Source organism: Brevibacterium ammoniilyticum (assembly GCF_038429965.1).
In the GTDB taxonomy this organism is placed as follows: domain Bacteria; phylum Actinomycetota; class Actinomycetes; order Actinomycetales; family Brevibacteriaceae; genus Brevibacterium; species Brevibacterium ammoniilyticum.
Genome location: NZ_BAABNP010000006.1, coordinates 160,058 through 183,534, shown reverse-complemented (window position 1 = coordinate 183,534; position 23,477 = coordinate 160,058). Strand labels below are relative to the sequence as shown.

Sequence of the window (23,477 nt, the reverse complement as noted above, 5' to 3'; positions counted from 1 at the left end):
CCCGGCCGCAGAAGTCCCGACCTCCGCGGTCCCGACCGCACGGGCAGGCGCGGGCCCACGGGATCAGTTCTCCCGGTTCCGCCGTGAGGTGAGCAGGTGCGAGAGCCGGTGGATGACCGGGCGGGGAGCGGCGCGCAGGGCGGAGACGATGACCTTCCAGCGCAGCTGCGGGACGCTCACGGTCCGCCCGCGCGCGACGTCGCGCAGACACTCCTCGACGAGGTCGTCGGGGTCGAGCCAGAGGAGATCGGGGATCGAGGTGCCGGCGATGCCGGCGCGCGAATGGAACTCCGTGCGGACCCATCCGGGCACGAGGGCGGTCACCTGCACCCCGGTCCCGGCCGTCTGCACGGACAGGGATTCGGAGTAGTTCTGCGCCCACGCCTTGATCGCGGTGTAGTTGCTCTGGGTGAGTCCGGCGCTCACGGAGCACACGTTGATGATCCACCCGCGCCCGCGCAGGCTCATCGCGCGGGCGGCCGCACCGCCGAGGACGAGCACCGCCCGCTGCATGACCTCGAAGCCGCGATCGTGCTGCCGCAGGTCGGGGTCGAGCAGGCTCGAGCGGACGGAGAATCCGGCGTTGCTGATGAGGATGTCGATCGGGCGCCTCGACCCGGGGGATTCGATGCGGGCGGCCACCTCGGCCTGCGCGTCACGGTCGGAGAGGTCGGCGACGATGGTCTCGACGTCGATCCCCGTGCTCGCGCGCAGGTCCGCCGCGAACTCCTCGAGCCTGGCCCGGTTGCGGGCGACGAGGACGAGGTCGACGCCGCGGGCGGCGAAGGCGCGCGCGAACGCGGCGCCGATCCCGGCGGTTCCGCCGGTGATGAGAGCAGCATGCATACTTGTCACCATACAGTGACCCGGGTCATACTCGCTGATGACTGGACAATGACTTCCTTCGCCGTCCCATCCAATTCGGCACCGGCTCCGAATCAGACTCCGAAACCGTTTCCGCACGACCCGATAGGCAGCAGATGACACCGAGCCGCATTCTTCTCACCGGTGCGACCGGATTCCTCGGCCAGGCGGTCCTCCAGGCTCTGCTCGAGAGCCGACCGGAGGACACCGTCACCGTTCTCGTGCGTCCCCGGGGGACGCAGACGGGACGCGACCGGGTGGAGAGGCTCCTGACCAGGCCCGTGTTCGCCGACTGGATCGCCCGGGCCGGTGAGGACGCCGTCGCCGAGGCGCTGCGGTCGCGAGTCGAGGTCCTCGAGGGCGATCTCTCCGCGCTGCCGCCGCTGCCGGAGTCCGTGGGCACCGTCATCCACTCCGCCTCGAGCGTGTCGTTCGATGCGCCCATCGACGAGGCGTTCGAGACGAACGTCGGCGGGGTCGAGAACCTCTACCGGGCGCTGCTCGAGACCGGCCAGGACCCGCACGTCATCCACGTCTCCACCGCCTACGTCGGCGGGATCTCGAAGGGCGTGGCCCTCGAACGCCGGCTGACCCACACCGTCGATCACCGCGCCGAGCACACGGCGGCGAAGCTCGCGCGCGAGCGCGTCGAAGCCGAATCGCGGACCCCGGAGAACCTCCGTGCCTTCCTCCGCAGCGCCCGGGCGCAGAGTTCGCGGATGGGCCCGAAGGCCGTCGCCGCAGCCGCCGAGGCCGCTCGGCAGAAGCACGTCGAGGACCGCCTCGTCGACTTCGGACGCACCCGCGCCGAGTCGCTGGGCTGGACGGATGTCTACACGCTGACCAAGGCGATGGCCGAACGCGTCGCCGAGGAGGAATGGGCCGAGACCGGCCACCGCGTCTCCTTCGTCCGCCCGTCGATCATCGAATCCGCGCTGCGGCACCCGCGGCCGGGATGGATCGACGGCTTCAAGGTCGCCGATCCGCTCATCATGGCCTACGCGAACGGCAGCCTCTCCGAGTTCCCCGGCCACGCGGACTCCGTGCTCGACATCATTCCCGTCGACTTCGTCGTCAACGTCATCCTCGCCCTCGTCGACCGTGATCGTCCGGTGAGGGGCGAACCCACCACCGCCGAGGCGGGGGCGGAGTACTTCCACGTCGTGTCCGGGACGAGCAATCCGCTCCCGTTCCACCACATGGTGAGCACCGTGCGCGAGTACTTCCTCGACCGACCGCTGCCCGATCCCGACGGCCAGCCCACCGAAGTGCCGGAGTGGAGCTTCCCGAACTCCGAGCTCATCGAACAGCGGATCCGACTCAAGGAGCTGAGCACACGGGCGGGTCGCAGCATCGTCGACCGGCTGCCCTCCTCGCGCCGCACCCGGCAGTGGGCCGCGCGGCTGGGCCGCATCGACTCCGGGCTGCGGTCGCTGCGTCAGTTCGCCGACCTCTACCGTGCGTACACGAAGACGGAGATGGTCTTCGACGACGCCGCGACCCGGGCCCTCCAGGCGCAGCTGCCGCCCGGGCATCCGCGTCGCTTCGACGTCACCGAGATCGACTGGGAGCGGTACTTCAAGGACATCCACCTGCCGGCTGTGACGGAACTGACCCGCAGCTACGCCCGGAAGCGCAGCCGCACCTCCGCCCGGCAGACCGGTCCCTCGCCGATCGCCCCGGCCCCGGATGCGCTCGCCGTCTTCGATCTCGACGGCACGGTGATCTCGACGAACATCGTCCGGCAGTACGCGTCCGTGGTCCGCGCGACCCAGCCGCCGCACCGCTGGCCGGCCGCCCTGGCCGGCATCGCCGGGATCGTCCCGGGCCTGCTGCGGGCCGAATCCCGTGACCGGTCGGAGCTCATCCGCATGGTCAATCGCCGGTACAGGGGGTACCGCATCGAGCAGCTGCGCGAGGTCATCGCGGGCGGGCTCGGTGAGCGCATCCGCAGCTCGATCCGCCCTCAGGCACGCACCCTCATCGACGAACACCGCGCCGCCGGGCATCGCACGGTCCTCGTCACCGGCGCCCTCGAAGTCCTCGTCGAACCGCTTGCCGACCTCTTCGACGAGGTGGTCGCCACCCGCATGGACGTCACGGACTCGGGAGTCCTCTCCGGCTACCTCGCAACACCGCCGCTCGTCGACGAGGCCCGCGCGAACTGGCTGCGCAAGTATGCGAGCGGGATCGGCGCGGACCTGGGGAAGTCGACCGGCTACGGGGATTCGCTGGCCGATGCGGCGTGGCTCGAACTCGTCGGCGAACCGATCGCCGTCACCCCCGACCTCGGCCTCTACGGACTCGCCCTGAAGCGGCGATGGAAGGTGCTCGAATGGTGATGCGTGAGATACGCAGGGCGACCGATGTCGAGCATCCGCCGGGGCACGTCGACGGACGGCTGTTCTCCGACCCCGAGCATCCGACGGTGCTTGTCACCGACTTCGACGTCCCGGGTTACCTTGCGCAGGCCAGAGGGCGGATCGTCGTCGACGCCGCGAGTCTCGACCTGTCCGCTGAGACGGCCCGTGACCTCGGGTTCCTCTGGCGTCTGGAGAACTCCGCCCTCGCGGAGACCAGGGCGATGCTCGCCTCGTGGACGGCGAACGAAGCGCGCATCACCGCGTTCGTCACCGCGTGGGGCTACGAACGCTACTGGTTGGCGCGGGCGCTGCGCGATCTCCTCGACGCTGGTGGATTCGACCGGTCCGCTCCCCGGGCGCAGACCCTGTCGACGCGGCTGCGCGGAGTCTGGGTCGAACGCGGCCTGCCGATCGTCGCGCCGGTGCTCGGGGGAGCCGTGAAGGAGCCCATCACCGCAGGTCAGATGGCCCGGCTGGCGCTCCAGGAAGGTGCGCTGCAGGTCGCCGAGCAGGCACTGCTCCCCCGGCTGACCGGGGAGGCTTCCCGCGTCGTCGCCGAGGTGGTCGACCGGCGCGATGAGATCGTCCGGTTCTTCCGCACCGAGGCGGCGGCCCGCATCACCCGATCGCGCCCCGAGGCCGTCCTCGCCCGCGCCCACCTCGGGTGGCCGTGGGCGCCGCTGCGGGTCGTCGGCGTGCCCGATCCCGAGGAGACGGTCGCTCTCGCGAGTCTCTTCTCAGACGGGGCCGATCGGCGGGCGCTGACAGCCTCCGATGCCGAGATCGGCGGGCTGCTGCCCGGGGACCCGCAGCCCTCGGTGGTCCAGGTGCGGGCGGCGCTGCGGGCACAGCGCCGAGTCACGGGGCGCGCGCGGCGCCGAGCGCGCACGCGGCACCGAGGCGACAGCAGTGGAGTTCTGCGCGGGCTGAGGTCCGCGGTACGAGTGGGGAGTGGGAATGGCGTTTGACTTCGACGGCTATGCCGAGACGTCCGAGGCGGTGCGATGGTCGGACCTCGACTTCGACCTCTTCGACGATATGCCCCTCGATCCGGACACGCTGCGCTCTGTGCGCTACATGTGCGACGTCGAATACCATACGACGTGCTTCGTCCGGGAGCTGCTCGTCACCCCTTCCCATCGCGAAGACGCTCCGGCGGCGTTCATGACGATGTGGAACCGGGAGGAGTTCTGGCACGGTGAGGCGCTGGCCGCGGTGCTTCAGAAGCACGGCATCCACGTCGACTACGACGAGATCAAGGCCAAGCGCGCGGGCCTGGGCTGGAAGCTCGCGCTCGGACCGGCCAAGCAGTCACTGGTGGCGAACATGGTCGGCTCCGACTTCATCGCCGTGCACATGGCGTGGGGTGCGGCCAACGAGCTCTCGGCCACGGCAGGGTATCGGCGGATGGCGGCGATGCAGGACCACCCCGTGCTCTCACCGCTGCTCGAGCGGATCGCGAAGCAGGAGACGCGCCACGTCGCCTTCTACTCGACCCAGGCCAGAGAGCGTCTTGAGGACAACCCGCGGGCGCAGAAGATCGTGCAGCTGGCGCTGGGCAAGCTGTGGAAGCCGGTGGGCTCGGGCATGATGGACGACGCGGAGGTCAAGCACGTGATGTCCTACCTCTTCCGCGGCCAGAGCGACGAGGTCGACAAGCTCGACAAGCGCGTGCAGAAGCTGCCCGGCCTCGGTGAGCTGACGATCTTCCGCAATGCCTTCGCCCGACTCGGCATCGACTGAGGGCAACCCAGGCATCGCCCAGGGAACTCACCCGTCCGTGACCGCCGTGAGCGTGCGCAGCAGCGAGTCGATGGACTGCTCTCCGACGCGGGCGCGCCACCGCGCGATCTCCTCGCGGAAGGCGCGGGCCGACCGCTCGAGCATCTCGATCCCGCGATCCGTGGGCACGAGGACGATCGCCCGTCGGTCCGTGGGATCCGCGGTGCGCTCGACGAGTCCGAGAGCGGTGAGGGCCTTCGCCGTCTGTGTGGCCGCCTGCTTCGAGACGCCGAGGCGCTGACCGAGTTCGGCGCTCGTGCACCCCGCGCTGATCGCCTGCATCGCGAACCCGTGGACGGCGCGGATGCCGGGGAACCCCTCCGCGGCGAGACGCGCATGCACCGCGTCAACGAGGGAGTCGAAGGCGGCGGAGAGGAGGAAGGGGAGGGAGAGGTCGTCGGCCGGATCCATGGACTCCATCCTAGGCCTTGTGGTCAATGCCGTTGACGATATATGGTCAATGTCATTGACTATCAAGGAGGATTCATGCCCCATCTCACCGCACGGACCGCCCGCACCTTCACGACCCACGGCGTGACGTTCACGTCCTTCGCCGGCAGCGCCACGGGAGCCGAGAGCCTCGGTGCGTGGCGCGCCGACTTCGCACCCCGCACCCCCGGCCTCGCCCACACGATGAGCGAGGAGGAGGTCCTCCACGTGCTCACCGGCACCCTCGACATCGAGCTCGCCGAGGACTCCTTCACCGTCGTCGCGGGCGAAGCGGTGATCGTTCCGGCGGGCGAGCGCTTCCGGGTGAGCAACGAGACCGACGAGCCCGCCCAGGCATGGGTCGTCACGCCCCTCGGGATGACGGCGACCCTCGAGACCGGGGAGGCGATGACCCCACCGTGGGCGCAGTGAGACCCGGACCCGGCGGGGATCGGCCCCCGCCTCGGCGGCTCACAGCAGCTTCGTCGGGTCACCGGGAGCTCCGGCCTCGGGGTGGGCGGTGGTCGCCCCGAGGCCCTTCGTCAGCCGGTCGACGAGGGGTTCGTTGATGTGGGCGGAGAAGAACGCGATGAGCGGGCCGACGAAGAACGCGGTCATGATCGTGCCCACGCCCACCGGTCCGGAGACGAGGAGGGCGCCGACGAGGACGATGAGGTCCTGGGGGACGCGCACCCGCTGGTACTTCCAGCCGGTGCGGTCGACGATGATCGGCGCGATCGCATCGTAGGGGGCGGTGCCGACGCCCGCGGAGATGTACCCGCTGGCCCCGAACGCGAAGACGAGGATGCCGATTGCGAAGAACAGGGCGGCCATCGCATGGTTGCCGGGGGCGACGGCCAGCGGTGCGAGCAGGGCCGCGAACACTTGGATGAAGAACCCGGTGAGCGTCATGTTGATGAGCGTGCCGACGCCGATGTAGCTGCGGGCGAAGATGAGCACGGGGATGAAGAGGATCGCGTTGCTCAGCAGCTGATACGCACCCAGGCTCCACCCGATCTTCTCGCTGATGCCGATGTTGAGCGCGGTGTAGGGGTCGACGCCGACGCCGCCGGTCTCGAGGATCGCCGCCCCGAGTCCGATGAGGATGACGCCGACGAGCGCGTAGAGGGCCCGGATGGCGCGGCAGCGCAGCGACCAGTCCTTCTTGGACGGGGATGTCGCCGAGGTGTTCATGGTGGTGCTCCACAGGTGCGGTTGAGGGGTCGGCTGGGGTGGGTAACGGGTTGGCTGCGGGGGATGCAGGGCGCCCGGGCCTGTGCCGAGCGCCCGACGCTCAGGCCTGGAGGTCGATGACGACCTTGATGTCTCCGCGCTCGTGGTCGAAGGCCTCGAGCGCCCTGGTCAGCGGCACGGTGCGGGTGATGAGCGAGGACAGCCACTGTCCGTCGGCGGCCGCAAGCGCCTCGGCGGCCTGCTGCCAGTGGCGGACGTTCGCGTTGACGGAGCCGACGATCGCGACGTTGTCGAGGACGATCTGCTTGCCGATCGTCGCGAGGTCGAGGCCGGTGGGATCCTGCGGATCGTGCATGCCGAGCAGACAGACGACCTGATAGGGGATGACGGATTCGAGGATGTCGGCCAGCGTCCCCGAATCTCCGGTGGTGTCGATGACGATGTCGGGGCGCACCTCGGCGAGGATCTGCGGCAGATCGCCGACGTGGAAATGCCCGCCGAGGTCGGTGACGAGCTTCTCCTTGTTCGGCTTCTGCGAGGAGTTGACGACGTGGACCTCGAGTCCGCGCTGCCCACCGAGGAGGGCGGCGAGCAGGCCGATCGTCCCGCCGCCGACGATGACGACGGATGTCGGGTCGAAGAAGGCGCGGCCGCCGACCGTGAACACCTCGTCCCAGGCCTTCGCGACGACCGAGGTCGGTTCCATGAGGACGCCGGTGCGTCCCAGCGCGGGATCGAGTCTGATCGCGAAGTCCTGCTTGACGACCCACTGTTCGGAGCCGAAGCCGTTGAGCTCCTTGATGCCGCGTTCGGTGTATTCGCCGTTGCGGCACATGTCGAACTCGCCGTGCGCGCACGCCGGACACGGCACCGGATCGGGACGGCGGACGACCCCGGCGATGAGGTCGCCGACGGCGAAGCCCGATCCTTCCGGGGCCGCCTCGACCCGTCCGAGGGATTCGTGGCCGATGACGAGCAGGTCCTCACCGGGAGGGGCCCAGCCGTAGAGTCCGCCGTTGAGTTCGCGGTCGGTGCCGCACACCCCGATGGCGAGGCCGGTGACGAGGAGTTCGTCGTCGGCAGGTTCGGGGACCGGCACCTCGGTGACGGCGAGAGAGTCCTTCGTGCCCGGTTCGATGGTCAGTGCTCTCATCATGGTCCTTTCGGTGGGGATGGCGTGGGGGTGCTGAGCGTGGCGGGTCCTAACCGGCGAATGGGGTCACCGGCACTCCCGTGACTCCGGGGTCGGCTGCGAAGACAGCTCCGGCCTCGGGTTGGGCACCGGGGGTGAGACCTTCCTGACTCGTCGTGATGAAGAGGGTGCGCAGGTCAGGGCCCCCGAAGGTGCACGCCGTGACATTGGTGACGGGCAGGTCGACGACCTCGAGGAGGGTTCCGGCTGCGTCACGGCATTCGACGCGGGAGCCGCCGTAGATCGCCGTCCACACGTTGTCCTCGGCATCGAGGCACAGGCCGTCCGGGCCGCCGGCCGGGTCATCGGGGTCGAGGGTGAAGAGCCGGCGCGGTTGCGACAGCCCAGCGTCCTCACTCCAGTCGAAGACCCAGGTGCTGCGTGTCGGGGTGTCGTTGTAGTAGGCGCGGTCGCCCGATCTCGACCAGGCGATGCCGTTGGAGATCGTGACGTCGTCGAACACGGTCGACACGGCGCCGTCGCCGCTGATCTGGAAGAGCGTCGCTCCGCCCGCGCGCTGGTCGTAGCGCATCGTGCCGGCGAGGAACCGACCAGCCGGGTCGCAGCCGCCCTCGTTGAGGCGGATGTCGGGATCGGTGAGCAGTTCGACGAGGGGAGTCCATTCACCGCCTGCCGGGTCGTCGGAGACGCTCAGCCCGTGCTCGGTGAGGACGGCGATGCCGCCTCCTCGGCGTGGGCGCAGGCACGCGGCGACCGGCCCGGGGACGTCGAGGGCCGCGACCATGGCGGGCGTGACCGGGGTGGGGGCCGCCTCGGCGGAGGTGTCGCCCAATCCGGCGGTGAACCCTTCGGGGCCGACGGTGAGGATCCGGCCGGCGAGCATGTCGACATAGCGCAGCGTATGCGCGACGGGTGAGCCGTCGTCGGGCCACCACACGGGACCTTCGGCGTGGAAGGCGAGCGGAGGGACGAAGAGTTCTGCGCGCATCGGGCCTGCCTCGGGTAGCGGGAGCCAAGGTGCGGTCGCGCCGGGCGGTCACGACCGTGGTGACCACGCTATTGCCGCCGCTCACCTCAGTCAACGCTGCTTGTGCTGAACTCGGCTCAGAACGAGGGTCGTTCGAGTCGGCAGTGCGCCCTGCCTCGGCGCGGGCGGTGAACGATCGAGTCCGCCCCACGCGGTAGAGTTCGATCCGGAGGCGTCTGGCGTCCTGGTGGGCCCCCCGGTCTTCAAAACCGGTGAGACCGAGCATCTCGGTCTGGCGGGTTCGATTCCCGTCCGCCTCCGCCACATGCTCGGCCGACATGGATGCCTGCCGGCACGGATGTTTGTCGGCATGGGTACTTGCCGGCATGGGCGTCCGTGTCGGCGCACTCGCTCGCCGGCACAGACGACCGCGGGCACAGGGGTCCGCCGGCACATACGTCCGTCGGCACAGACGTCCCGGGACACACAGGAGGAGGCAGCCATGGTCGACACCGATCCGCGCCGGTCCATTCCGCGCACCGACCATCTCCTCGCCCTTCCCGAGGTCGCCGCCGCCCGCGACCGCCTCGGCGAGGCGACGATCCGTGCCCTCATCGCCGACGCCCAGTCCCGCGCACGCAGAGGGGAGATCCCCGTCGCCGAGGTGACCTCCACCGTCATCGCGGCCGTGACCGACCGGCAGGCCTCCTCCCTGACCCCGGTGCTCAACGCCACGGGCATCATCGTCCACACGAACCTCGGTCGCGCACCGCTCTCACCTGCGGCGATCGACGCGGTCGTCGAGGCAGCCGGGTACGTCGACGTCGAGATGGACCTCGAGTCCGGGAAGCGGAGCAAGCGCGGCATCGGCGCGAAGGAGGCGCTCCTGCGGGCCTGCCCCGCCGCCGAGGATGCGCTTGTCGTCAACAACGGCGCTGCCGCGCTGCTGCTCGCCGTCACGGCACTGCGGGGGAGCGGGGACGGTGGGTCGCCGGGTGCACCCGGCGGCGTCACGGCACGTGCCGGCGGCTCCGGTGGTTCGTCCTCTGTGACTCCCACCGAGATGGTCATCAGCCGCGGCGAACTCGTCGAGATCGGCGCGGGCTTCCGACTGCCCGATCTCATGGTCACCACCGGCGCTGTCCTCCGCGAGGTCGGCACGACGAACCGCACCCACCTCGACGACTATGCCGCGGCGATCGGTCCGGCGACTGCGAGCCTGGTCAAGGTCCACACGAGCAACTTCCGCGTCGAGGGCTTCACCGCCTCGGTCGATCTCGCCGAACTCCGTGCGCTCGCCGACGAACACGAGCTTCCGCTCATCGCCGACCTCGGCAGCGGGCTCCTCACCCCGGATCCCGCCCTCCCGTACGAACCCGACATCGACACGGCCCTGCGGTCCGGGGCCGATGTCGTCATCGTCTCCGGCGACAAACTCCTCGGGGGACCGCAGGCCGGGCTCATCCTCGGCCGGACCGAGGCCGTGCAGCGGATCGCGCGGCACCCGCTCGCTCGGGCGATGCGCACCGACAAGCTCACGCTCGCCGCCCTCGAGGCGACGATCACCGGCGCCTCGAACCCTGTCCACGACGCCCTCCACATCGACCCTGCTCACCTGCGGGAACGCACCGATGCCCTCGCCAAGGCGGTCGGCGGGACGGTCGTGACCCATGACGGTCGCGTCGGCGGTGGGGGTGCCCCGGGCGTGCCGCTGCCGGGCTGGGCGCTCGAACTGCCCGCAGAGTTCGCCGCGCCCCTGCGCCTCGGCGATCCGGCGGTCGTCGGCCGCGTCCACCAAGGCGTGTGCCTCATCGATCTCCGCTGCGTGCCGGAGTCGTCCGACACGGCCGTCGCCGAGGCGATCCGGGCCGCCGCCGACCGCCTCGGCGGCGGCGATCGGCAACCCGACGCCGGTCAACCCGACGCCGGTCAACCCAACCTCGCACGCACCGATGCCGGACGCACCGACGTGTCCGCAGGGCCGGACGACAACCTCGGCGAAGGTGCCTGATGTACGTCGTCGCAACGGCCGGACACGTCGATCACGGGAAATCGACCCTGGTCAGAGCCCTGACCGGGATGGAACCGGATCGGTGGGAGGAGGAGCGGAAGCGCGGGCTGACGATCGATCTCGGGTTCGCGTGGACGACCCTGCCGTCGGGGCGGGAGCTCGCGTTCGTCGACGTTCCCGGGCACGAGCGGTTCCTTGCCAACATGCTCGCCGGGGTCGGGCCGGCGCCGATCGTGTGCTTCGTCATCGCCGCGGACAAGGGGTGGCAGGCGCAGTCGAGCGATCACCGGGACGCGATCACGGCCCTCGGGATCGACCGCGGACTCGTCGTCATCACCCGCGCCGACCTCGCCCCCGACACAGTCGCTGAGACGGAAGCCCAGGTGAGAGCCGAGTTGCAGGGCACACCGCTCGCCGAGGCGCCGATCGTCCCGGTCTCCGCGACCACCGGTGAGGGGATGGATGAGCTCGTCGCAGCCCTCGACGCCGTCACCGCCGCAGCTCCTGCCCCGGACGCCGACGCGCGCGTGCGGCTGTGGATCGACCGCGCATTCTCGATCACCGGCGCGGGCACCGTCGTCACCGGCACGCTCACCGCGGGAACCCTGCGCGCCGGCGACCGGGTGGGCATCGTCGGCGAGACCGTCGACGTCGTCACGGGGATCCGCGGGATGCAGAGCCGGGAGTCCTCCGCCGAGGAGGTCACCCCGACCGCGCGTGTGGCCGTCAATCTCCGCGAGGTCTCCGCCGATGACATCCACCGAGGTGACGCGCTCATCACCCCGGATGTGTGGCCGCTCGTCGACACGATCGACGTCCGCCGGACGATGGGGGAGGGGCTCGACGACGGCGTCCATGAGCTCATGCTCCACATCGGCACGGCCGCCGTGCCCGTGCGCCTGCGGCCCTTCGACGCCGAGCACGCGCGGCTGACCCTCGAGCGCCCGCTGCCGCTGCAGATCGGCGACCGGATCGTGCTGCGCAATCCCGGCAGCCGCAACGTCTTCGCCGGGGTCGTCGTCCTCGACCTCGATCCGCCGGACCTGCGTCGCCGCGGCGATGGTGCCCGGCGGGCTCAGTCGTTGGCTGCGCGTCCGGTGACCGGGGATGTCCTCGCCGAGGTGGCCAGGCGTGGGGCCGTCGAGCGCGCGGTTCTCGACCGGTTCGGTATGGCGGTGTCGGGTGACCTGCCGTCGGGCGTCTTCGGGCTGGGCGGGTGGTTCGTGCATGAGCCGGCCCTTGCGGCGTGGGTGAGCGCGGCGAAGGACGTCGTGGCGAAGCAGCTCGCCGCGCAGCCGATGGCCGCAGGTGTGCCGATCAAAGCCGTGGTCGAGGCTCTGCGGCGGACGGATCCGCCGCTGCCGGGTGGGCGCGGTCATGGCAGTTCAGGATCGGGCAGTTCCGCGCGATCGAGTGACTCTGTGCGATCGAGTGGCCAGTCGGCCGGTGCCGGCGCTGCGCGGCCGGCCGCGGGTGGGGTGGCTCGGGATTCCGGCTCTCCGAGCAGCGGAACCGGCATCGGAGTACTCGTCGCCGAGGTGATCCGCCGTGCCGGTCTCGAGACCACTGACGGTGTCGTCCGCCCGCCCGGTCACACGGCCGATCTCGGTCCCGCGGAGGCGGGCGTCGCCGAGCTCGAACGGCGTTTGCAGGCAAACCCGTTCGACGCGCCTGAGGCCGATGATCTCCGGGCGCTGCGCCTGGGGGCGCGGGAGCTCGCGGTCGCCGAGAAGGCGGGACGGGTGCTGCGCCTCGGCGACGGTGTCGTCGTCTCACCGCGGACACCTGCGCAGGCGATGCGGCTGATCGCCGGCCTCGACCAGCCGTTCACGACGAGCCAGGCCAGGCAGGCGCTGGGGACGACGCGGCGCGTCGTCATCCCTCTGCTCGAGCACCTCGACTCGCGTGGGTGGACGAGGCGCGTCGACGGCTCGCACCGTGAAGTCGTGCGGTAGGCCGCCCCGAGCACGGAAGTCGCCGACCGCGAACACGATGTCCCCACGCAACGGACAAGTGCGCGGCTCTGGGACATCAACCGCGCGGTTCTCATCCGCATGCGGTGTTTGCATCCATACCAGGCGGATGAGAACCTCGCGGTGACCGACCTTTCGGCATCGGACCGCCGACGCTAGAATGTAGTGACAGTAGGTACAAGACGTGGAGGCTGCGATGACGACGATGTCGAGTCGGGAATTCAACCGCGACGTCTCGGCCGCGAAGCGCGCAGCGAAGGATGGGCCGGTGATCATCACCGACCACGGGCGACGTTCGCACGTGCTGCTCACGGCCGATGACTATGACGAGCTGGTCGCGGCAGATGAGCTCATGGGGGAACGACTCGTCATCGAAGGCGACGACGTCGACCTTGACCTGCCGGCGCGCTCAGGTTCGTCTTTGCGGGTTCCGACGCTGTGAAGTACCTCCTCGACACGAACATCATCAGCGATGCGCGCCGGAAGGGACCCTCACCGGTGACGGGTTGGCTGAGCACACAGCGGATCCGCGATCTCGCGATCAGCGCGATCACCCTGCTCGAGATCGATGTCGGGGTCCGACTGAAGGAGCGCAAAGACCCGCAAGCCGGTGCTGTGCTGCGCCACTGGTTCGATCACCAGGTGCGGGAGGCCTTCGTCGGACGAGTGCTCTCGATAGATGAGGCGGTCGCAATGAGGGCGTCGCAGCTTCACGTCCCCGACCCGATGCCCGACATGGACAGTCTCATCGCGGCCACGGCGCTCGAGCATTCGCTCACGCTCGTCACGAGGAACACCGCTGACTTCGAGCGCACCGGTGCGACGTTGCTCAACCCGTGGGACGGCTGACCGACTGACCCTCGCAAGGACTGAGCACCCCGCGCCTCTCACCCTGCGAGCGCCCCGCCCGCCAACCGCCGGACCACCTCGGTGAGGTGATGGAGGCCTGAGAGGAGGTCCTCGTCCTTCGTGAACTCCTCGAGGCTGTGCGAGACCCCGCCCACGCTGGGCACGAAGAGCATGACCGTGGGCACCGTGTCCTTCATGTTCGTCGAGTCGTGGCCGGCCACCGTCATCACCGTCGCCGAGGTGAGCCCGAGGTCATCGGCGACCGCGCGGGCCAGCTCGACGCCGTCCTCGGAGTAGGGGTTCTGATCCCAGCTGTGCTCGGCGGTGATCTCGATGTCGACCCCGACCTCCTCGGAGACCTCGGCGACCGCGGCCATGAGGGAGGCATGGGCGGCGGCGATCACCTCGGCGCTGGGGGAGCGGAGATCGAGGAGGAGCTCGACCTCGCTCGCGACGACGACCGGCGAATTCGGGTAGACGTTGAGCTCACCGCACGCGGTGTGCAGCGCTCCGGGCTCGAACTCGTCGACGAGCTCACGGGCCGCGACAACGAGCCGCGCCGCCCCGAGCAGCGCATCGCGACGGTCGGCCATGAGCGTCGACCCGCTGTGCGCCTGCGCGCCGTGGACGCGGAACTCGAACTTGTGCGCGGCCCACGTCGCATTGACCAAGCCGATGGTCACGCCTTCCTCTTCCATGCTCCGCCCCTGCTGGACGTGGATCTCGGCATACGAGGCGATCTCCGGGGCCGTGAAGTCGCCGCGCTCACCGATGGTGTCGAGCGCCTCGGCGACGGTGACCCCGTGCGGGTCGGTCGTCGCGAGTGCTGCCTCGAGGTCGGCCTTGCCGGTGAAGACGTTGCTGCCCATCATCGAGGGCTTGAACCGCGAACCCTCCTCGTTGAACCAGTTGACGACGGCGAGGTTGAATCTCGCCTGCGCGGGGTCGGCGCGCAGCTCATCGGCGATCGCGAAGCACGCGTGCGCGCTCGCCATCACCCCGTACGCGCCGTCGAAGCGCCCCGCCGTCGGCTGCGAGTCCATGTGCGAGCCGGTGAGGACGTACGGTGCCCCGGGGACGAGTTCGAGGAGGCCGAACTGATTGCCGATCGCATCCCGGTGCACGGTGAAGCCGTGGTCCGCGAGGAGCCGGGCGAACCATTTCCGCTGCTGCCCGTCGGCGGTGCTCGCCGCCTGCCGGTCGACCCCGTTCGTCCCCTCGACCGCGCCGAAGCGGGAGTGGACGGCCCAGTCGGCGAGGAAGTCGGCCTCTCGTTCGGACTGAGAGCCGGCGTCGTGTTCGGGTCGGGAGGAGGCGTAGGCGTCGGTCAGCGCGGAGGCGTCGCTGGTGGACTGGGAGGAGACATCGTCGATCGCCGAGGCGGCGCTTCCGCCGTCATTCGCCGAGGTGGGGGCTGCGGAGCCGTTTGCCGGGGTGGGGGTGTCTGCTCGCTGCGTGGGGTCGCCGGTCCGGGGAGCGGGAGTCTCGGTCATCGTGGGTCCTTTCGGGTCTGCGCGAGTCAGGGTGATGGGGAATCGGTGGGGGTGTCGTGCGCCGCGGTTGCGGTGTCGGAGGCGGGTCGGAGGTGAAACTCAGCGGGTGGGGTGGAGCCGGGTCAGGAAGTGTCTGCTGGGGGTCGCCCCGCAGTGGCTGGATGCCATCGAATCAGCCGCGCAGCGCCGGGATCAGCCGGTCTCGTCAGGTGCCGGCGGCATGGTCTCGGGGTCGATGAGGACGTGGATGAGTGCGGGACCGTCGGCGGCGAGTGCGCGGTCGAGGGCGGCAGCGAAGTCCTCCGTCCGCTCGACGCGTTCGCCGTGGCCGACGACGGTCCCACCGCCGCCGACGACTGGCCCGCCACCGCCGACGACGACAGGCCCGCCACCGCCGACGACGACAGGCCCGCCACCGCCGACGACTGGCCCGCCACCGCCGACGACCGACTCACCACCGCCGCCGACTGGCTCACCGCCGCCGAGGGCGGTGCTCGTTTCGCGTCTGACGCCGTCGCCCGGAGCCGCACTGGGCCGCGGCCCGGAGAACGACGACATCCACGTCGCGAAGTCCGGATTGACCATCCGCGTCCCCGACGGCCGCCCGGGATAGTGGTTGATCTGATGCTGGACGATCGTCCCGTACACGCCGTTGTCGACGACGATCACCAGGGGCTTCGCGCCGTGCGCAAACGCCGTCGCGAGTTCCTGCCCGTTCATGAGGAAGTCCCCGTCACCGCAGATCGCGACCGCCCGACGCTCCGGGAAGGCCAGCGACGCGGCAACCGCGGCGGGCACCGCGAGACCCATCGCCCCGTTGCGCGCCCCGACGAGACTCGCCGGAGTCTCGTGCCCGACGAACCGGTGGCCCCAGATCGTCGCATTGCCGGCCCCGTACGTGAGGATAGCCTCCCCGCCGAGGCGGTCGTCGAGGATCCCGAACGCCACCCCGAGATCGACGCCGGGTCGAGTACCGCCGGCAGTCGCCTCGGCGGCCGAGGAGTCCACACCGGCCTCGGCTCCGGACTCGGCACGGGAGCCGACCCCCGCCTCGGCGAGGGGACTCACCGAGGCATCGGCGCGGTGCGCGGCGAACCGGGACTGCGCGTCCGCGCGTCCCGTCATCCACGCGTCCGAGCGCGATCCGCGCAGGTCAGAGGCCTCGAGGGCGGCGAACGCGCGCGCGAAGATCCGCGGGGAGGCGAGTATCTGCTGGTCGATGCGCCCGGCGTGCTGGGTGGCCTCGGGGTCGAGGGAGACGAGCACGGTCTCGGCGTCGAAGCCCTTCGAATATCCGTCGCTGAGGACATCGGAGCGGGAGGCGCCGACGAAGACGAGGAGATCCGCCTCGGCGAACCCGTGCGCCACCGCATCCGCCCGACCGTACCCGAGCCAGCCCGCCCACGCGGGACCTGTGTGGGGCACGGCGTCGTAGGCGCGCCAATCGGCGAACACGGGGATCCCCGCCGAGGCGGCCGCCGCGAGCAGCGCGCGACCCTCCCCACCGTGCCAGCCGTCCCCGCCGACGACGAGGGCGGGACGCTCGGCAGCAGCGAACCGCGAGGTCAGAGACTCAAAATCGGTCTCAGAGGGCTCCGGTTCGGCGATCGGGGCAGGGGTCGGGGGCACCACCTCGGTGAGGCGGACGAGGACATCCTCGGGGAGACCGACGACGACGGGGCCGGGACGGCCCGAGGCCGCGATGCGCAGCGCCTCGGCGGTGAGCTCTCCCGCACGATCCTCGTCGTCGATGACGATGACGCGCTTCGCGGTCGAGGAGAACCATTCGGGCAGGCTGAACTCCTGGAAGGATTCGCGCGCACGATCGGCGGTGGGGACGAGCCCGACGAAAAGGACGAGCGCGGTCGCATCCTGCCACGCGGTGTGGATCGCGATCATCGCGTTCGCCGCCCCCGGTCCGCGGGTGACCATGACGATGCCGGGAGTCCCCGTCAGCCGTCCCTCGGCGAGTGCCATGAAGCCGGCGCCGCCCTCCTGCCGGCACACGATCGTCTCGATCGAGGAGTCGTAGAGTCCGTCGAGGACGTCGAGGTAGCTTTCGCCTGGGACCGCGTAGACGCGGTCGACGCCGGCGTTCTCGAGGGTCCTGACGATCGCATGACCAGCGGACATCGACATGGGCGGGGGTCCTTTCGTGGGGTGGGGATTCAGCGACCGTCGGGTGATGGCGGTCGGTCAGTGCTTGAAGCCGGGGAGGTCGACGCTCAGCCGCGGCGCGATCGCTCCGGCGAACGCCGTGAACAGGGAGAGGAAGACGAGCATTGCCGCCGCCGGCCACCAGTGGTCGTTCGCCGAGGCGACGAACCCGGTTGCGAGCAGCGGGATGAATCCCGAGAGCATGCCCGCGGCGTTCTGCGCCATGCCCACCCCCGTGTACCGGGTGGTCGCGGGGAAGAGCCCGGTGAGCACGGTGCCCGAGGCCGCGTACGGCAGGGACAGGGCGCCGACGGCGATGGTCATCGCGATGACGATGAGCACCGGCTGACCGGAGGAGAACATGAGGAACGCGGGGACCGCGATGACCGCCGAGGCGATGCCTCCCCAGAGGATGACCTTGCTCGCGCCGTACTTCGCACCGAGCATCCCGCCCCAGATGAGGATGAAGATTTCGACCGCGGCGGCGACCATGCTGCCGAGCAGGAGGAGCGAATCGTCGTAGCCGAGGATGTTGACCCCGTAGTACACGCAGAACGCGGTGACGAGGTAGAAGCCGCCGACGCCGAGGAGGGCCGCGGCCATGCCGACGATGATCTGCTTCCAGCTGTTCTTCAGCGTTGTCGAGATCGGGCTCTTCTCGACCTCGCCGGACTCCTCGAGCTGGCGGAAGACCGGGGACTCCTCGAGGCGGCTGCGGATGTAGACGGCGACGAGGAGGAGCGGGATGGCGATGAGGAACGGGATCCGCCAGCCCCACGAGTTGAAGCTCTCCTGCGAGAGCAGCAGCGTCATGACGAAGAACCCGCCCGAGGACAGGATCGTGCCGATGGGCGAACCGATCTGCGGGATCGCGGCGTAGCGGGCGCGCAGGTGCAGCGGGGCGTTCTCGACGACGAGGGTCATCGCCCCCGACCATTCGCCGCCGACGAAGAGACCCTGCGCGATGCGCAGCAGGACGAGGAGGACGGGGGCGGCGAAGCCGATCGCCGCATAGGTCGGCAGAATGCCGATGAGGCCGGTGACCACGCCGATGCCGACGATCGTGATCATGAGCACCCGACGGCGCCCGATCCTGTCGCCCATTCGGCCGAAGATGATGCCGCCGATGGGACGTGCGGCCAGGCCCACGCCGAAGGTCGCGAACGAGGCGAGTGCGGCGGCGGTGGCATTCTCCGAGGTGAAGTACTGGACGTTGAAGATCAGCGCGGCCGCGGCGCTGAAGAGGAAGAAGTCGTACCATTCGAGGGCGGTGCCGATGAGTGCGCCGACGGCGACCTTGTTCGCGTCCTTTACGCTGAGTTCCTGGGTGGCGTCGTATTCGATCGCCGAGGTGCTGGGATTGCTGCTCATGCTTGATCTCCGTCGATAGCGGGGCCGGGGTCGGTCCTGTGGTCCTCGCTCCTGCGCAGCGGCACGTGGGTCCGGGTGCGATGACCGTGTGACTCACGACATTACCGAGTGAGATCGCTCGGTTTCCACGGGGAAATGCCGCAGTTATCCGGGTCAGCATTGTGCATCTGCACATACACTGAGGTGATGGGCAGTGAGAAGCACCCGGGAGGAAGTGAGCGGAGGGTCAACCATCGGCGGCACCATCCGCGTCGCCTCCACGACCGGCCGCTGCCCGGTGACGAGGCACGATGGTTCGAACTCCTCGACGCCCTCGACCTCGACGCCCTCACCGAGTCATTCATGTCCCGGGTCGTCACCGTCTCCGGCTACGACCCGGCGCCGATCCCGGTCTCCGAGTTGCGGCGAACGGGCCGCCGGTCCTTCAGCACCCTCATCGACGGCCTCCGCGCGGGCGGATTCGACGGGGCGGTGCCCGTGTCGACCGAGGTGGGGGTGTCCCGCGCGCGGGCCGGGATTCCCCTCGAAGCGCTCATGACGGCGATCCGCCACGACTTCACGGTGCTCTGGGAGGCGCTCACCCGGGTCGCGACCGAGGACGACGCCGAACTCGTCATCCGGCACACCGGCGATGTGCTCAGCACGGTCGACGAGTACGTCCTCCAGGTCCAGCAGGCCTACACCGCGGAGCAGGCACGGATGCGCGCCGAGGAGTCCTCGGTCCGCCAGGGCGTCATCGCGGGACTGTTCCAGGACGTCAACCCGACGGAGGAGCGGTTGGCGACGATCGCCTCGGCGCTGGGCATCGCCGTCAACGACCCGCTCATCGTCGCTGCCGCCGGGGCCGAGGACACCCCGGCCCTGCGGGTCATCGTCTCCGCGCACGAGCGGGCGGGTGGGACGATGTTCACCCACCACCTCGGCGACGTCCTCATCGCCTTCACCCGGGCCTCGGCCGGTCCACGGTCCGAGGGGTCGGCGGGCGCGAAGACCGCGGAGTCGGAGGACTTGCGGTTCGCGGGGCTGTCCGGGGCACGGTCGAGTGGGATCGAGACACGGCTCGCCGAGGCGCGGGTGGGTCTGGTCGTCGCCGCCGGGATCGGGGCGCTGCGGAGGTCGGCGCTCACGGCCCGCGACCTCGCGCAGGTCTTCGACACCGGTGAGACGCAGGCGATGACCTGGGGCCGAGGGTGGGCGCGCTTGGCGGCGCGGGCGCTCAACGCGACGGGCAAATCGGTCGTCTCCGACGTCGATGAGGCGCTCGAGCGGTGCGGGACGGCCGAGCGGGAACGCCTCGTCGAAGCCGTGCGGGCGTATCTGCGGTCCGGGAGCATCGGGCTCACGGCCGCCGAGCTCTACTGCCACCGGAACACCGTGGCCAACCGTCTGCGCCGTTTCGCCGAGGTGACCGGGGTCGATCCGACGATCCCCGCCGAGGCGGCCCGCCTCGTCGTCGCATGGGCGTAACCGGGGCCCGTCCGCTCCCGACGCCTACCCTAACTTCACTGTGAGTATGGGGGTGGCTGGTCCCAGACCAGCCACCCCCATACTCACAGTGAAGCCTGTGGGCTCTGTTGCTGGTGGGCGGCTCGGGGCATACTTGAGTCACTGCGATCGGCGACGGGGCCGGTCGAACGGGAACACCCGTCCACTCCCTGAGGAGAGAAGCAATGGCGATCAGTCCCCACGTCTTCTTCAGCGGCGGCCGGTGCGCTGCGGCGTTCGAACGGTACCGTGACATCTTCGGCGGCGAACTGTCGATCATGCTGAGCAAGGACGCCCCACCCGAGGCACGGATGCCGGGCGCACCCGAGGATTCGGTCATGCATGCGGTGCTCAACCTCGGCGATTCGCTCATCATGGGAGCCGACGACCCCACGGGCACCGGCGATGCGATGTCCGGGGTCGCGCTCAACTTCACCGCTCCCGATCCGGACGCGGCGAAGCGGGTCTTCGACATCCTGGCCGAGGGCGGTGAGGTGCAGATGCCGTTCGCGCCGACGTTCTGGTCGGCGGGGTTCGGGGCGTGCGTCGACCAGTTCGGGGTGCCGTGGATGATCGACACAGCCCAGGGGGCCGGCCCGGCGTGATGCGGGGGTTCGCGGTGGCGCTGGGCGTCGCGGTAATGCGCGGCCCGGCGTGACGTGGAGGCTTGGCGGGATCGCTGTTCGGCGGGGTGAGGGACCTGTCCCTCAGACGGGTGTTCGCCGGGTCAGGCCCTGATAGCACTGGCCGTGCGGCCCGGTGAGCGCGGTCGCGACGCCGTCGACGGCGAGCACGAACCGTCCGCCGGCGCTCTCGATGCCGAAGCCGCGCAGCTGTTCGCCGACATCCGGCAGCACGCGCTCGCCCTCGTTGCTCACCCACATGACGTCGTCGCGTGAGCGCATGAGCGAGGTGAACTGTTCGCGCCCCGGGGCGTCGACGTAGGCGAGGACCGCGCTGTGGAAGAGAACGACCTGGGCGCCGGCGGGCACCTCGGCGATGAGGGAGTCGACCGCCTCGGTGAGGTCACCGGCGACGAGTCGCGGCGGGTCGGCGGCGGCGATTGCGGCAGCGGCGTCGAGGCGGGCCCTGCGCAGCTCATGTTCGGGCCAGATGAGGGACCGCAGCCATGCGCGCTCCTCGGGGTCGGTGACATCGAGCGGGTTGAGGTCGATGCCGGCCCGCCAGACGATGTCGGGCAGGCTGGTCGGGGGCTGCGCGCCGCTGAGCTCGCACTCGAGGACGACCGTGCTCGGTCCGTCGTCCGGATCGAGGCGGACGACGCCCTCGGAGGTCCGATACTCGTAGCTGTAGCGGTCCGGATAGAGGCACAGTCCCGCCGAGGCGCCCACCTCGATGAGCGCGATCGGCCCGCTCACCTGCGACAGGACCGGCAGCAGGACGGCGCACCGACCGGCTTCGTTCGTCTGCGTCGACCGGTCGAGCATGAGGGATCGCACCGCCTCCCAGTGCGTGAGGAGCCACGCGCGCAGTCGTGGGAAATCGGGTTCCCCGGCGCCGAGGTGTCGGGCAGCGGCGAAGAGAAGGTTGGCCTGCCGTTTGGGCCGGGGAAGTGAGAGGAGGAGGTCGACGATCTCGTCATCGTCGGCCACTCCTGCCGCCCATTCGGCGTACAGGGGCGAGGTGTCGGCCGCTTCGACCTCGGCGAAGTGCCGGTAGTACCGGCGCAGCGTCTCGGATTCGAGCTCGGTCATCGGTTCCATGGTCACCTGTCCATCGGTGGGGGTGCAAGGGTCCACTGGGGTGTCAGCTGTGGTGTCGACGTATCGGCTTCGACCAGCCTACCCACCAGGCATCCACCCCGTGCTTGCAGCCTCCGCCCATCAGCGGGACCGGCCAGCGATCTGCGCCGCGCAGGGCTCTATTCGGTCGAAGCCTGTCGTGCTCCGATGTCGCGTCGGCGCAGGACGCCCGTCGCAGCGACAACCGCCGCGATGCACCACGCTGTGAGGGTGACACCGGCTGCCGGCACGGTGATGTCGGGTGGGTTGAGCCAGTCGGAGGTCTGGTTCGCGCGGTCGATGTACATGAGCACGCCCGCATTCGTGGGGAGATATTGGAAGATCGGGAGCGCCATCATCAGCGGGGTGCCTCCGAACGTGAGGACGATCATGCTGGCGGGCGCAATCGTTTGGGAGCGGATGATGACCGCGATGCTGGTGCTGAGGATGCCGATTGCAGTCCATGAGCAGACGGCAAGGACGAGGCTTCCCAGGAGCGCGCCGGCGGTGCCGGTGGCATAGACCGACTGCTCGCCGAGTGGGAACTGCTGGATCGTCGCGATGAAGACGGCCAGGATCAGACCCTGCGCGGTGGCGATGATCGCGGACAGGAGCAGTTTCGCGGCAAGAGTCCTCCCGCGACGCGGCACCGCCAGCGCAGTGGTGGTGAGCTGGCCCCCTCCGTATTCGGAGGACGCGATGAGCACACCCGCGATGGCGGCGAAGAATGAGAAGTTGGCCATCGCATAGACGCCGGCGGTCTCCGGCGTGCTGAGTCCGGTTACCGGCCCCGCATCGACGAGGCAGAACGCAAGGGAGGCCACGACTGTGACCAGAATCGTCCATCGCAGCGAGCGGAGCGTCCAAGCCTTGGCGGCTTCGCCACGGAGCACGTCGGCGAATCTCATCGCGCGTCTCCCGTGTTCGAGCCCTGCTGTCGGGAGAGTTCGAGACGCTCGAAGAACGCCTTTTCGAGATTTCCGTGCGCTTTCACGAGGGCGCTCACCTCGCCCTCGCCGATCACCCGGCTGCGATCCATCAGCACCACTCTGTCGGCGATCATCTCGGTCTCGCCCATCAGATGCGAGCTGAGCAGCACGGTCTTCCCGTCGCGGGCGAGCCCGGTGAGCAGCCCCCGCAGCCATTGGATGCCGATGGGGTCGAGTCCATTGGCAGGTTCGTCGAAGATCACGACCTGCGGGTCACCCAGCAGAGCCGAGGCGATCCCCAGCCTCTGCTGCATCCCGAGGGAATACTCCCTGACTCGGCGCTTCCAGTCGCGCGGCTGGAGATCGACCAGGTCCAGCACCTCGGTGACACGGGTATCCGAGAGCCGGTTCGTGCGGGCGATCCAGCGCAGATGGTCGATCGCGCGACGGGAGGGGTGCGCGCCGGAGCCTTCGAACTGCGCCCCGGCGATCAGCATCGGGATGGGATGCTCGCGGTAACGGCGTCCGCAGACGGTCGCTCGGCCTGCGTCGGCGCGGTCGAGGTCGCAGATGATGCGCATGACGGATGACTTGCCTGCCCCGTTCGGTCCGAGCAGCCCGGTGACGACTCCCGCTTCGGCGGTGAAGCTCACCTGGTCTGCCGAGGTGATCGGGCCGTGGGTCTTGGTCACGTTCGTGACTTCGATCATGAGTG

Annotated in this window: 21 protein-coding genes and 1 tRNA gene; 11 read left to right on the top strand and 11 right to left on the bottom strand. The window is 69.9% G+C overall.

Annotated elements, in window-relative coordinates:
• Positions 1–63: 63 nt before the first annotated feature.
• On the bottom strand, positions 64–846 hold the full coding sequence (locus AAHA49_RS09175; protein WP_342038040.1) for an SDR family NAD(P)-dependent oxidoreductase: 783 nt from the start codon (positions 844–846) through the stop codon (positions 64–66).
• 134 nt (positions 847–980) lie between these two features.
• On the opposite strand from AAHA49_RS09175, the gene AAHA49_RS09170 reads away from it, so the two are divergent.
• The 3 genes from AAHA49_RS09170 to AAHA49_RS09160 are packed head-to-tail and all read left to right on the top strand — an operon-like array spanning position 981 to position 4,970.
• Positions 981–3,206, top strand: a complete 2,226-nt coding sequence (locus AAHA49_RS09170; RefSeq protein ID WP_342038039.1) for an HAD-IB family hydrolase — start codon at positions 981–983, stop codon at positions 3,204–3,206.
• A complete protein-coding gene (locus AAHA49_RS09165) occupies positions 3,206–4,195 on the top strand; it encodes a serine/threonine-protein kinase (protein ID WP_342038038.1) in 990 nt (329 codons plus the stop codon). Before AAHA49_RS09170 ends, AAHA49_RS09165 begins: the two co-directional genes overlap by 1 nt.
• Positions 4,185–4,970, top strand: coding sequence for a ferritin-like domain-containing protein (locus tag AAHA49_RS09160; protein ID WP_342038037.1), 786 nt, complete (start codon positions 4,185–4,187; stop codon positions 4,968–4,970). The genes AAHA49_RS09165 and AAHA49_RS09160 overlap by 11 nt, the downstream gene beginning before the upstream one ends.
• Positions 4,971–4,997: 27 nt before the next feature.
• Here the strand turns inward: AAHA49_RS09160 and AAHA49_RS09155 are convergent, their stop codons facing one another.
• The gene (locus AAHA49_RS09155) at positions 4,998–5,420 is read right to left on the bottom strand and encodes a MarR family winged helix-turn-helix transcriptional regulator (RefSeq protein WP_342038036.1); all 423 of its coding nucleotides are present in this window, start codon (positions 5,418–5,420) and stop codon (positions 4,998–5,000) included.
• 75 nt (positions 5,421–5,495) lie between these two features.
• On the opposite strand from AAHA49_RS09155, the gene AAHA49_RS09150 reads away from it, so the two are divergent.
• The gene (locus tag AAHA49_RS09150) at positions 5,496–5,870 is read left to right on the top strand and encodes a cupin domain-containing protein (protein ID WP_342038035.1); all 375 of its coding nucleotides are present in this window, start codon (positions 5,496–5,498) and stop codon (positions 5,868–5,870) included.
• Between the two features lie 39 nt (positions 5,871–5,909).
• Here AAHA49_RS09150 and AAHA49_RS09145 read toward each other — a convergent pair whose 3' ends face one another.
• The 3 genes from AAHA49_RS09145 to AAHA49_RS09135 all read right to left on the bottom strand — a co-directional run bounded on the left by AAHA49_RS09145 (position 5,910) and on the right by AAHA49_RS09135 (position 8,773).
• Entirely contained in the window at positions 5,910–6,632 is a 723-nt protein-coding gene (locus AAHA49_RS09145; protein ID WP_342038034.1) for a YczE/YyaS/YitT family protein, read from the bottom strand.
• A 100-nt stretch (positions 6,633–6,732) separates the two neighbouring features.
• Entirely contained in the window at positions 6,733–7,785 is a 1,053-nt protein-coding gene (locus AAHA49_RS09140) for a glucose 1-dehydrogenase (protein WP_342038033.1), read from the bottom strand.
• Positions 7,786–7,834: 49 nt separating this feature from the next.
• Complete coding sequence (locus AAHA49_RS09135) at positions 7,835–8,773, bottom strand: SMP-30/gluconolactonase/LRE family protein (RefSeq protein WP_342038032.1); 939 nt, start codon at positions 8,771–8,773, stop codon at positions 7,835–7,837.
• Positions 8,774–8,980: 207 nt separating this feature from the next.
• Between AAHA49_RS09135 and AAHA49_RS09130 the strand changes: the two genes are divergently transcribed.
• From AAHA49_RS09130 to AAHA49_RS09110, 5 genes are all read left to right on the top strand, one after another.
• Positions 8,981–9,076 (top strand) — tRNA-Sec (locus AAHA49_RS09130).
• Between the two features lie 178 nt (positions 9,077–9,254).
• Positions 9,255–10,763, top strand: coding sequence for an L-seryl-tRNA(Sec) selenium transferase (selA, locus tag AAHA49_RS09125; RefSeq protein ID WP_342038031.1), 1,509 nt, complete (start codon positions 9,255–9,257; stop codon positions 10,761–10,763).
• Positions 10,763–12,718: a selenocysteine-specific translation elongation factor gene (gene selB, locus AAHA49_RS09120; protein WP_342038030.1), complete on the top strand. Its 1,956-nt coding sequence runs from the start codon at positions 10,763–10,765 to the stop codon at positions 12,716–12,718. Before selA ends, selB begins: the two co-directional genes overlap by 1 nt.
• A 214-nt stretch (positions 12,719–12,932) precedes the next feature.
• Positions 12,933–13,178 carry a type II toxin-antitoxin system Phd/YefM family antitoxin gene (locus AAHA49_RS09115; protein WP_339391472.1) on the top strand — a complete coding sequence of 82 codons (246 nt, stop codon included), beginning with the start codon at positions 12,933–12,935 and terminating at the stop codon, positions 13,176–13,178.
• Positions 13,175–13,585 (top strand): type II toxin-antitoxin system VapC family toxin, encoded by a 411-nt coding sequence (locus AAHA49_RS09110; protein WP_342038029.1) that lies wholly within the window; start codon positions 13,175–13,177, stop codon positions 13,583–13,585. The genes AAHA49_RS09115 and AAHA49_RS09110 overlap by 4 nt, the downstream gene beginning before the upstream one ends.
• 38 nt (positions 13,586–13,623) lie before the next feature.
• On the opposite strand, the gene AAHA49_RS09105 is transcribed toward AAHA49_RS09110, so the two are convergent.
• The 3 genes from AAHA49_RS09105 to AAHA49_RS09095 form a co-directional block, all read right to left on the bottom strand.
• Entirely contained in the window at positions 13,624–15,078 is a 1,455-nt protein-coding gene (locus tag AAHA49_RS09105) for a M20 family metallo-hydrolase (protein WP_342038028.1), read from the bottom strand.
• Between the two features lie 192 nt (positions 15,079–15,270).
• Positions 15,271–17,217 carry a thiamine pyrophosphate-binding protein gene (locus tag AAHA49_RS09100; RefSeq protein WP_342038027.1) on the bottom strand — a complete coding sequence of 649 codons (1,947 nt, stop codon included), beginning with the start codon at positions 17,215–17,217 and terminating at the stop codon, positions 15,271–15,273.
• A 57-nt stretch (positions 17,218–17,274) separates the two neighbouring features.
• The gene (locus AAHA49_RS09095) at positions 17,275–18,606 is read right to left on the bottom strand and encodes an MFS transporter (protein ID WP_342038026.1); all 1,332 of its coding nucleotides are present in this window, start codon (positions 18,604–18,606) and stop codon (positions 17,275–17,277) included.
• 186 nt (positions 18,607–18,792) lie between these two features.
• On the opposite strand from AAHA49_RS09095, the gene AAHA49_RS09090 reads away from it, so the two are divergent.
• On the top strand, positions 18,793–20,073 hold the full coding sequence (locus tag AAHA49_RS09090) for a PucR family transcriptional regulator (protein WP_342038025.1): 1,281 nt from the start codon (positions 18,793–18,795) through the stop codon (positions 20,071–20,073).
• A 203-nt stretch (positions 20,074–20,276) separates the two neighbouring features.
• Positions 20,277–20,696, top strand: a complete 420-nt coding sequence (locus AAHA49_RS09085) for a VOC family protein (RefSeq protein ID WP_342038024.1) — start codon at positions 20,277–20,279, stop codon at positions 20,694–20,696.
• A 102-nt stretch (positions 20,697–20,798) separates the two neighbouring features.
• On the opposite strand, the gene AAHA49_RS09080 is transcribed toward AAHA49_RS09085, so the two are convergent.
• The 3 genes from AAHA49_RS09080 to AAHA49_RS09070 all read right to left on the bottom strand — a co-directional run bounded on the left by AAHA49_RS09080 (position 20,799) and on the right by AAHA49_RS09070 (position 23,472).
• Positions 20,799–21,806 (bottom strand): DUF2332 domain-containing protein, encoded by a 1,008-nt coding sequence (locus AAHA49_RS09080; protein WP_342038023.1) that lies wholly within the window; start codon positions 21,804–21,806, stop codon positions 20,799–20,801.
• A 167-nt stretch (positions 21,807–21,973) separates the two neighbouring features.
• On the bottom strand, positions 21,974–22,741 hold the full coding sequence (locus tag AAHA49_RS09075; RefSeq protein ID WP_342038022.1) for a hypothetical protein: 768 nt from the start codon (positions 22,739–22,741) through the stop codon (positions 21,974–21,976).
• The gene (locus AAHA49_RS09070; RefSeq protein WP_342038021.1) at positions 22,738–23,472 is read right to left on the bottom strand and encodes an ABC transporter ATP-binding protein; all 735 of its coding nucleotides are present in this window, start codon (positions 23,470–23,472) and stop codon (positions 22,738–22,740) included. The genes AAHA49_RS09075 and AAHA49_RS09070 overlap by 4 nt, the downstream gene beginning before the upstream one ends.
• Positions 23,473–23,477: the final 5 nt, after the last annotated feature.